Annotated in this window: 10 protein-coding genes; 5 read left to right on the top strand and 5 right to left on the bottom strand. The window is 48.7% G+C overall.

The genetic code is table 11. From position 1 onward, the window contains the following. Positions 1–60: 60 nt before the first annotated feature. The 4 genes from I6E38_RS13225 to I6E38_RS13210 all read right to left on the bottom strand — a co-directional run bounded on the left by I6E38_RS13225 (position 61) and on the right by I6E38_RS13210 (position 4,459). Positions 61–657 (bottom strand): GNAT family N-acetyltransferase, encoded by a 597-nt coding sequence (locus I6E38_RS13225; protein ID WP_235394439.1) that lies wholly within the window; start codon positions 655–657, stop codon positions 61–63. Between the two features lie 17 nt (positions 658–674). Continuing rightward, positions 675–1,160 (bottom strand): arginine repressor, encoded by a 486-nt coding sequence (locus tag I6E38_RS13220; RefSeq protein WP_235394438.1) that lies wholly within the window; start codon positions 1,158–1,160, stop codon positions 675–677. Between the two features lie 523 nt (positions 1,161–1,683). Continuing rightward, the gene (locus I6E38_RS13215; RefSeq protein WP_235394437.1) at positions 1,684–3,330 is read right to left on the bottom strand and encodes an ABC transporter ATP-binding protein; all 1,647 of its coding nucleotides are present in this window, start codon (positions 3,328–3,330) and stop codon (positions 1,684–1,686) included. Between the two features lie 244 nt (positions 3,331–3,574). Next, positions 3,575–4,459 (bottom strand): NAD kinase, encoded by an 885-nt coding sequence (locus I6E38_RS13210; RefSeq protein WP_235394440.1) that lies wholly within the window; start codon positions 4,457–4,459, stop codon positions 3,575–3,577. Between the two features lie 181 nt (positions 4,460–4,640). On the opposite strand from I6E38_RS13210, the gene I6E38_RS13205 reads away from it, so the two are divergent. Genes I6E38_RS13205 through I6E38_RS13185 form a run of 5 tightly spaced genes read left to right on the top strand, consistent with a single transcriptional unit; the run spans position 4,641 to position 9,209 of the window. Beyond that, positions 4,641–5,522, top strand: coding sequence for a lysophospholipid acyltransferase family protein (locus tag I6E38_RS13205; RefSeq protein WP_369681310.1), 882 nt, complete (start codon positions 4,641–4,643; stop codon positions 5,520–5,522). Between the two features lie 28 nt (positions 5,523–5,550). Further along, positions 5,551–6,543 carry a Stealth CR1 domain-containing protein gene (locus tag I6E38_RS13200; protein WP_235394435.1) on the top strand — a complete coding sequence of 331 codons (993 nt, stop codon included), beginning with the start codon at positions 5,551–5,553 and terminating at the stop codon, positions 6,541–6,543. Positions 6,544–6,566: 23 nt separating this feature from the next. Then, positions 6,567–7,469 (top strand): glycosyltransferase family 92 protein, encoded by a 903-nt coding sequence (locus tag I6E38_RS13195; RefSeq protein ID WP_235394434.1) that lies wholly within the window; start codon positions 6,567–6,569, stop codon positions 7,467–7,469. 12 nt (positions 7,470–7,481) lie between these two features. Beyond that, on the top strand, positions 7,482–8,270 hold the full coding sequence (locus I6E38_RS13190) for a glycosyltransferase (protein ID WP_235394433.1): 789 nt from the start codon (positions 7,482–7,484) through the stop codon (positions 8,268–8,270). Positions 8,271–8,282: 12 nt separating this feature from the next. After that, a complete protein-coding gene (locus I6E38_RS13185; protein WP_235394432.1) occupies positions 8,283–9,209 on the top strand; it encodes a Stealth CR1 domain-containing protein in 927 nt (308 codons plus the stop codon). A 146-nt stretch (positions 9,210–9,355) separates the two neighbouring features. Here the strand turns inward: I6E38_RS13185 and I6E38_RS13180 are convergent, their stop codons facing one another. Then, positions 9,356–10,384, bottom strand: coding sequence for a glycosyltransferase family 2 protein (locus tag I6E38_RS13180; RefSeq protein WP_235394431.1), 1,029 nt, complete (start codon positions 10,382–10,384; stop codon positions 9,356–9,358). Positions 10,385–10,542 lie beyond the last annotated feature (158 nt).

Raw genomic sequence — 10,542 nt, 5'->3', positions numbered from 1 at the left:
ACTCCACCTTCAAATCATATCACTCCCCTCCCTGCGGGGGAGGGGCAGGGGGTGGGGCTTCTAGTTACTCAACTTCTTCAATCTCTCCAACACTTCCTCCGGAAGCTTAGCTGGCAGATGTTCCTCCGGATCGTAGAGCATTCCGGTGCAGATGCAATACTTGCGACCGGTGCGCTTCAGCACGTCTACATTGATGCAGCCCTCGCATCCGCGCCAGAAAGCTTCGTCGTCGGTGAGGTCGGCAAACGTCACGGGATGATAGCCCAACTGGGTGTTCATCGCCATAACGGCAGCACCACTCGTCAACGAGAAAATCTTGGCGTGCGGCCAGCGTGTACGGGCGAGAGTGAAAGTGAGGTCCTTGATGCGCTTAGCCACGCCCAGTCCACGGAACTTAGGGTCAACAATAAGACCCGAGGTGGTGACATACTGCTTGTTGCCCCATGTCTCGATGTAGCTGAATCCTACAAACTCCTCGCCATAAAGAGCAATTACAGCCTTGGCTTCCTTCATCTTCGTAGCCACATATTCGTGTGTACGCTTTGCGATACCAGTGCCGCGAACCTTAGCAGCCTTCTCTATGGTATCAAGTATTGTGTCGACATATTTCTCATGTGATGCGTCGGCTACCATCACTGTTATATCTTCCTTGTTCATAATCGATTTTATCGAGTTTAGAATTCCGCTTCCATTCCTGGTACTATTGTGCTCAGCCCTTTTATCACCTGATCCTGCGTCACACCCTCTTTAATCACGATGAAAATGGTGTCGTCGCCGGCTATCGTGCCGAGTATTTCGTCAATGTGTCCGTTGTCGATGTTGTAGGCAATGGAGCTGGCGTAGCCTGGTCGGGTACGGATAACACCCATATTTCCCGAGAAGTTGATGGAGCGATAGCCCGGAATACTTAGCATCTCCGACGCCATACGCGGCGTGGGCACACGCTTGTACATGGTTTCGTTGGGCAGCACATATACATACCTGCCATTCATGCTGGCCGCCTTAGCCACCTTGAGTTGCTTGAAGTCGCGGCTCAATGTAGCTTGCGTCACGGCAAATCCTTCCTGGGCAAGAGCTGCAAGCACTTCGTCCTGGCTTCCAAGTTCCTTGCTCGAAATGAGCATCTTCAATGTTTCGATTCTGTCGCTTTTTAACTTCATATTTCTTGTATGGATGTATATTTATTCGTTTACGGATGCAAATGTATGAATATTTGAATAATTATCCAAACAATACGTTATAAAAATGCAATATAAAATTACGGTTTGTTATAAAATGGAAGATTTATTGTATATTTATGCATATACAGATATACAATTAAGAATAGACTGTCGTTGCTTAGTAGTAGGATTCTTATATAATAGTGGAGGTCTCCAGCCTCCACAGCAAGCAATAAGAAAAAAATATGGCACAACTCTCAGCGAGCTGTGCCATATTTCTATGTTTAACTAAAAAATTATTTTCGTAATGAATGAAGACTCTCACGAACCCTCATCGCTACCTGTTAAACAATCCTTAAATTTACCTTAAACCTAATAACTAAAAACCTAAATCTATTACTACTAACCTAAACAATCTATTAACCTTTTGACGATGCAAAGGTATGAATATTTCGCTGTTTGCGCAAACAATCTAACAAAAACATTCGTTTTTTATTCGAAAACTTGATTTACAGCAAGTGTGTTACAGCCTAAGCGTCTGCGTACAGTATTTCAACACAGCCGGTCGGTGGGTGATGAAGATTACTGTATGGCGATTGTCGTGCAGCAGACTCTCGAGCAACCGGCATTCGGTGTCGGCATCGAGTGCCGATGTAGCCTCATCGAATATCATTATTGAGCCGTTGCGCAGCAAGGCGCGCGCAATGGCTATGCGCTGTGCCTGACCTTCGGACAATCCTCCACCCTGCTCGCCACACTTTGTGTCGAGTCCTAAGGGCAACGTCCTGACAAAGTCGGCGCAACTGCGATTGAGTACATTCCACATATCGGCTTCGGAAGCATGCGGATCGCCAAGCAACAGATTGTCGCGTATAGTACCGCTCATGAGCGTGTTGCCCTGCGGCACATACACAAAGTTGCATCGCATAAGTGCTGTAAGCTCGCAACTTTCCACCTTATTATATATATATATGTTGCCACTTGTCGGTCGTGCCAGCGCCAGTAGCATACGCACAATGGTGGTCTTGCCGGCGCCGGTCTCGCCCAATATTGCTGTACACGTGCCCGGAGCAAAGTCGAACGAGAGATTGTCGACAACATTGCGCGTGCCGTCCTCGTATCTGTACGTCACGTTCTGAAGCCGCAATCCGCACGGTGCCTGCATACGCTGGGGCTCGCCCTGCGGTTCAAGAGGTTCTTCGAGCAGTTCGATAAGTCGCTCGGCTGCGGTGAGCACGCCTACAAATGCCGGCGCGAGCTTGGTCAGATTGCGTGCCGGAGTCTGTATCTTGTTGACCAACTGCAGGAAGGCAGTCATGCCGCCAAACGTCAGCGTGCCTGCCGACATGCGCACGGCAGCCCATAAGAAGGCTACGAGATAGCCTATAGCGAAACCAAGATTAAGGACAAAATTGGAGAATATGGAGAATATGGTACGCTTCACAACATTGCTGCGCAGCTCCGACTGTGTGCTCTCAAGGCGCGACACCATGCCGTCGCCAGCCTCAAGTGTCTTCACTACCATTCGGTGCTGCACCGTCTCCTGCATTGCCGACTGCACATGGCTGTCAGAATCGCGCACCAGTCGGGTCAGACTGCGCATGCGTCCCACGTATATTCTACTCGCGGCGAGGAACACTGGCATGATTGCCACAAGCAATACGGCAAGCGTATGGTCCATAACGAACATGCAGGCGAATGCGCCTACAAACATAAGTATGACGGAGAGCGTGTTGGGGACTGTCTCCGTGAGAAACGTAACTACCGTGGTCACATCTATTTCAAGTCGGTTGAGCACGTCGCCCGAGTGATGCCGCTCACGGCTATGCCACTCTGCCTGCAATATATGGGCAAGCATGCGCTGCTGCATACGGTTCTGCGCACGTACGCCGAGTATGTTGCGCACCCACACTCCGGCTATGCTCACACCGAAGTTGGCAAGTATGATGAGTCCCATCAGCGCCACCGCCCAATATATCGACCCCTGCTCACTGCCCGAGGCTATGTCGATGGCGTGCTTCACTGCCCACACCTGTGTCAGACTCAACGCCACATCTGCCACTCCCAACGTTGCGTTGAGCAGCGACTGCAACCTATTGCCACGCAGTTCGCGCCACAACCATCGCAAAATAATGCGAGCCGGATACTTGGTTTTGGGAATTTTGAACATTCGGAATTTTGAATTTTGAGTTTTGAGTTTTGAATTTTGAATTATTCTCGGCTGACGCCTGCGATTTTGATTTTTTGAATTTTGAGTTTTGAATTATTGGTTTTAAATTTGAGGATTGTGAACTAAGCAATTCAAAATTGAATAATTCATAATCGCCAAAGGCGACAAACTCCTAATTCAAAACTCAAAATTCAAAAATGCCGTAGGCATCAATTCAAAATTCAAAACTCAAAACTCAAAATTCTCATCTCTTATCCGCTCCCCACATCATCTTTTCGCGGAGCGACGAGAAGTAGCGCAAGCCGTTTGGCTTTACTATGCGTGTTACGAACGGGGCGCGACTTATGGTTACAGCCGAACCCTCATGCATCGTATAGCTTCGTCCGTCGACGGCTATCAGATAGTTGTGCGAACGCGACTCCACCTCCAGCCGCACCACACTCTTGTCGCTAATTACAATAGGGCGAATGTTGAGACTGTGCGGAGCAACGGGCGTGAGGCACAACGTGCGAGTCTGCGGCACGATAATCGGTCCACCGTTTGACAACGAATATGCAGTAGAACCGGTCGGAGTACATACAATGAGTCCGTCCGCCTGATACGTAACCAGAAAGCTCTCGTCGATGCTTGTACGAATACTTATCATCGAAGCCACGTCGCGCTTGAGCACAGCAATATCGTTGAGCGCATAATGACAGCCCTCAAACTCACCACCCTCAGTGACTGCCTGTATGGCGGTATGCTCCTCAATGGCATAGTTTCCGGCGATGATTGTGGCAAGCGCAGCCTCCACCTCAGCCGGCAATACGTCGGCGAGGAATCCCAACCTGCCCATATTGACACCGATGATAGGTATCTGCTTCGTGCCTACACGCACCGCAGCCTTAAGGAATGTGCCGTCGCCACCCATCGAGATGACGAAGTCGGCATCGAAGTCGTCGCCATCGAACACTTCCACACCAGTGAGGTCGAGCATATGCTCCGACGTGAGAAAGTCGTAAAACTCACGGTCGAACATCACGCGTTCGCCACGCGACTTCAAGAACGACAGCACTCGCAACAGCGATGTCGACTTGCGGGGTTGGAAAGAATTGCCGAATATGGCGAATGTCAGTGGTTGGTCTGTCATCATATTAGAATATATGTATTTATTCGTTGTGCTTTTTGAAAGTTACAAAAGTAATGAAAAAATCGCGTATATAAAGGGTTGTTTTGTAATAAAAACACAACAAATCGAACTTTTAGACCAATTTAATTTCATTCTTTCATGCTTTTTACTTAACTTTGTCTAACTCACACAACAAAACCATATACAATACAATATAATGTATTATTTAATCTTTACAATAATCAAGGTCTTGTCATATATCCCCTTCTGGGCTCTTTATGTACTGTCTGACATTATGTACTATCCGCTTTACTATATCATCAGATATCGTAGAAAGGTGGTACGTAAGAACCTTACCGAATCATTTCCCGAGAAAAGCCATCACGAAATATTATCTATAGAGAAGAAATTCTATCACTACTTTATGGACATGATTCTTGAAAGCACTAAGATGGCATCAATCTCGCCCAACGAAATCAAGAAGCGCATGAAGTTCGTAAACGTGAACAAAACCAACGAACTGCTCGACCAAGGCAAGTCAGTCGATTACTTCATGGGACATTACTGCAACTGGGAGTGGATGACCTCTATCGGACTGTGGATTAAAGACGATGTAGTATGCGCCCAGGTTTATCACAAACTGATAAACCATACCTTCGACAACATTATCAAGCAAATGCGCGAGCGTATGGGCAATATCTGTGTGGAGATGCGCGAGACGGCACGCTTTGTAGCCAACATGGCATCGCAAAACCAGCCGTGTATGGTGGCGCTCATAGCCGACCAGTCGCCCAAAAGAAAACAGATAAAGCACTACGTGACGTTCTTGAACCATACCGTGCCGGTGCTGGTAGGCCCGGAGAAGATAACCAAGCACTTCGGCCACATACCCGTCTTCGTAAACGTGAAAAGAGTGAAGCGCGGCTATTACGAGTGTGAATTCATTCCACTGCACGACAACCCGTCGTCGCTGCCCGACTACGAATTGTCCGACATCTACTTCAAGCATCTTGAAGACGAGATACGTCGACAGCCGGAGTGCTATCTGTGGACACACAATCGATTTAAATACGCCCAAAACTAAGAATACATAACAAATAAAACAGACATATATGGATATTGATTTTGTGGTTACTTGGGTCAACATGGACGACCCGGAATGGCAGAATGAATTCGCAAAATACTCTGGCAACAAAGACAATACCAAGAACGGTGTTTCGAAAGCCCGATTCCGCGACTACGGATTCTTGAAGTACTGGTTCCGAGGCATTGAGAAGTTTGCACCCTGGGTGCGTAAGATTCATTTCGTCACAAGCGGCCAAAAACCAGAATGGCTCGACGAGAACAACCCCAAGATTCACCTCGTCAACCATAAGGATTTCATACCTGCCGAGTTTCTGCCCACCTACAATTCTGTAGTCATCGAACGATATATGTACAGAATTCCGGGACTTGCCGACCATTTCGTCTACTTCAACGACGACTTCTACATCATAAACCATATCACCCCAGAACGATTCTTCAAGAACGGTCTGCCCTGCGACATTGCCGTATTCGACTACAATCCGTCGTGGTCGCAATGGTATGTACGTATCAAGAACAACATAAAGATTATCAACCGCCACTTCAACAAGAAGGAGGTGATGGAGCGCTGGCACGACAAGTGGTTCCACAAGAGCTACGGCTCCAAGGCACGCTGGAACTATCTGCTGCGCTTCTACAACAAATTCATCACGCTGCGCGTCCCCCACAACGCCCAGCCTTATCTGAAGAAGACATTTGAGGAGGTATGGGCAGCGGCAGGCAAGGAACTCACCGAGACCTCGTCCAACCGCTTCCGAGCGCTGACCGACTACACTCCCGAGCTGTTCCGCATCTGGCAGATATGCAATGGCGACTTCGAGCCTTACAACACATACAACGACACCAAGATGTTCCCGTTGATGATAAAGTCGAAGAAGGCCATCAAGGCAATATACGACCAGTCGTACTCGCTCATCTGCCTCAACGACAATGTGCACATACGCAACTACGAGGAGGTGATGCACAACCTTCATGAGGCATTCCAAAGCATATTGCCCGAGAAGTCAAGTTTTGAGCTTTAACAACGCTTTTTCAATCCAAGCCTATGCATAAAGTTTTAGCTGAAATCATAGCAGGAGTAATCCCGCACAAGATGACACGCAACCAGTGGCGCGGCATCCTGCGTTTCGGTGTGTTCAACGCCATAAAGCTGAACATCGACATACGCCGAAACCATACCGCTCCGGAGCATAATCTGGCTGTCTGCGCCATTGCCAAGAACGAAGGTCCCTACTTTAAGGAATGGGTAGAGTGGCATCTGTCGCAAGGCGTAGACAAGTTCTACGTCTACGACAACGAGAGCACCGACGGCACAAAGCAGATTCTCGAACCTTACATCAAGCAGGGTATTGTCGAGTATATCGACTGGCCTGGTTACCGCCGACAGCTTGCCGCCTACGACGACTGTCTGAAACGCCACCGCTTCGACACCCGTTGGATAGCATTCATCGACCTCGACGAATTCATCGTCCCCATCAAGGACGCTTCCATACCCGACTTCCTCAAACGCTTCGAGCAGTTCCCCGCCGTCGAAATCAACTGGCTCATATATGGCAGCGGAGGCAACAAGGCTAAATCGTCGGAGCCTGTGATGAAGCGGTTCCGCTTCCACTCACAGCCCGACCATTACCTTAACCGCCACGTCAAGAGCATTGTCAACCCTCGAATGGTGTACACAATGATTGGCTGTCATGAAGTGGCGCGAATCAAGGGTAAGGCAGCCGACTCGCATGGCAATCCCATAACAAAGAACTTCAGACAGCGCACACCGCAACAGGACGTGATACGCATCAACCATTATGCAGTAAGGTCGCTTGAGGAGTTCCGCGAGAAGCAGATGAGAGGACGTGCAAGCGGCACACAGACATCAGTGCCGATGGAATATTTCAACCAGTATGACCTCAACGATATTGAGGAACCGGCTCCCAATACCGAGCAAAAACAATAACACCCGTATATTATGACAGACAACAATAACAATCCGCAGGTCATAATTTCAATGACTTCGTTTCCTGCAGCCATCACTATTGCAGAGCAGGCTATACGCTCATTGTTGAAAGGCAGCGTTCTGCCCGACAAACTCATACTCTACGTCACACTGGCGCAGTTTGCCGAAAACGAAATGCCGCAGAGCCTCCTTGCGCTTGCCAAGGAGAACCCCATATTCGAGATACGCAACTACGACCGCGACATACGCTCGTACCGCAAACTCATTCCGGCTCTGATCGACTTCCCCGATGCCATCATCGTCACCGTCGACGACGACGTGTATTACCATAAATACATGCTGAAGGAGCTGCTCGACCTGCACGCACAAATACCCAACGCCATACTGGCACACCGCGCCAAGCGCATCAAGTATGGCAAACCGTACAAGAAGTGGAGCAAATACCGCTGGTATCACTTCCTGCTGAAGCGCATTCACCGCAGTTTCCTCAACATACAGACGGGCGTAGGTGGCGTGCTTTATCCGCCCCACTCGCTTAAGGCAGACATGATGGACGTGGAGCTGTTCACCAAGCTTGCGCCAAGCACCGACGATATATGGTTCTGGGCAGCAGGAGCCGCCAACGGCTATCCCGTAATTCCAGTACCGTTCGGACGCAACAAGCCACGCGGACTCGGCAAGCCGAAGGAGCTGTCGCTCAAGACGAGCAACTTCAAGGCTGGAGTCGACCGCAACGTGAAGGCGTTCAACGCAATATGCGAGCACTACCCGGCCATAAAGAAACTTGTAGAAAACCAGTAAAGAAAGAGCATTATGGATATAGACTTGGTATATCTTTGGGTCAACGGCAACGACCCGAAATGGCAAGCCAAACGCGACGCTTGCATCGGACGTCCCACCGAACGTCAGGAAAACTGCAAAGGACGCTATGCTGACAGCGGCGAACTGAAATACAGTCTGCGCTCTATCGAGAAATATGCACCGTGGGTACGCAAGATATTCATCGTCACCGACGACCAGACTCCCGAATGGCTCGATACCACAAATCCCAAGATTCGTGTGGTAGACCATAAGGAGATAATGCCTGCCGAGAGTCTGCCGTGTTTCAACTCGACATTGATTGAGCACTATCTCGACAAGATTCCAGGCCTGTCGGAGCATTTCCTCTTCTCCAACGACGACATGTACATCAACCAGCCCGTCACTCCGGCTACATTCTTCGCAGCCGACGGACTGCCTATACTGTATATGAACCGCAAGCCATTCCGCAAGCTGGCGCTGTGGTATAGAGACAAGATGGGCAAGCCATTGAGCATGTATCTGAAGATAATACGTAACGCAGCCGAACTGGTAGAGAAGCATTACGGCACCTACTACGGATGCAAGCCTCATCACAACATCGACTCGTATCTGAAGAGCACCATAACATTCACAAACCGTAAGTTTGAGAAGGAGTTCAGTCCGATGATTCCGCACCATGTTCGTGCTGCCGACGACGTGCAGCGAAGCGTATACTCATATGTGGCCCTTGCCGAAAAGAAGGCTCACCTGCGCTATGTATCACAGCACCATTCGTTCCGTCTGCACATCGACAACAGCAAACTCTACGAAAAGTTCGAGCGCTACAACCCCGTATTCTTCTGTATGAACGATTCGGAATTTGCCAACGATGCCGACCGCAAAACAGCAATCGAGTTCCTCAAAAGCAAGTTCCCGACAAAGTCGGAATTTGAGAAGTAAATAGTAGCTGAGGTCTCCAGCCTCAGCAGCAACAAACCGGAACGGCGGACTCCCGTCCGACGCTCAGCCAGCCTTTTAGTTGTGGGCTTATTGCTGCGCGTCGGACGGGAGTCCGCCGTTCCGGTTTAATATATAAGATTCGTATTCTACAAGGTCAATTTCTTTCCATTAGCCACTGCATAATACGCATCCTTGGCTTTAAGCTCTATGGGCTTTGTAGCATCATCGAAGAATCCCTTCTTCACCAATTCGGTGATATGCTGCACAAGACGATCGGTCTCTTCGCCGGCAGGCATTTTATACAACACTCTTGAACTGCCCGACAGTATAGCCCACTTTATGTTATGGCTCCACAAAGCCATACGTTCCGCGTCACCGTATTTCTCATACTTTTCCTGTGCGTATGCCAGTCCGATAAGCTGCGACTGGAGTCGTTCCACACCCTCAGTAGCCTTCGATATTGACTTGCGGTTTTCGTAATAGTAGTAAAGCGGCAGATGAGTGATAGTTGTCTTCACAGGCTTCACCAGCAATTCCGACCACCAAGGCAGGTCTTCAAATTTCAGTCCCTTGATGAAGGGTATGTCCTTGACAAGCGAGCGTTTGAACAGATGACGCCAAACGTAGCAGTGCTTGATGGGGAACTTAATGTCAGGATGGCGCCAGTCGGAAGCAAACTTCAGTGCATCGTCAGTGACAACCGACCTTACGAAGCTCAGCTTATATCTGAAAGGCATGCGCCACGGACGCGAATTGACCGTGTCGATATTGTATTTGTTGAACAATCTCAACTGTATATTCTTATACACCACATCCTTATACCAGCTCACCATGTCCGTACCGTCACGCTCCATTAGCTTGACAGCGAGTTCAAGGGTCTGCGGATGAATAAAGTCGTCAGAATCTACAAACATTATATACTCTGCATCAGCTACAGCCATGCCCTCATTGCGGGCATGCGACAATCCGCCATTAGCCTGATGAATCACCATAAAGCGCGAGTCCTTGGCGGCATATTCCTCAAGAATGGCGGGGCACCCATCCGTCGAGCCGTCATCAACGCATATTGCACGCCAATGCTTGAACGTCTGCTTAAGGACACTGTTAAGACAACGCCTTAAATATGGCTCAACGTTATAAACAGGAATAATAATGTCTACTCTTTTAGTTTTCATACTTTATGTTAGTGCTACAATATATTAGTGTATTCTTCTGCAAATTTAATAAATATTTCTTACCCAGTACCAATACACCGAGCTATTTATCCCAAATCGGTCATTAGGATTTCTCTGTGTCGTACGGCAAAGAGAAATCCTTTAATTTTTCCCATATA

Source organism: Leyella stercorea (assembly GCF_021531355.1).
Classification (GTDB): domain Bacteria; phylum Bacteroidota; class Bacteroidia; order Bacteroidales; family Bacteroidaceae; genus Prevotella.
The sequence above is the reverse complement of the archived record's forward strand: the minus strand, read 5'-3'. Positions and strand labels throughout refer to the sequence as shown.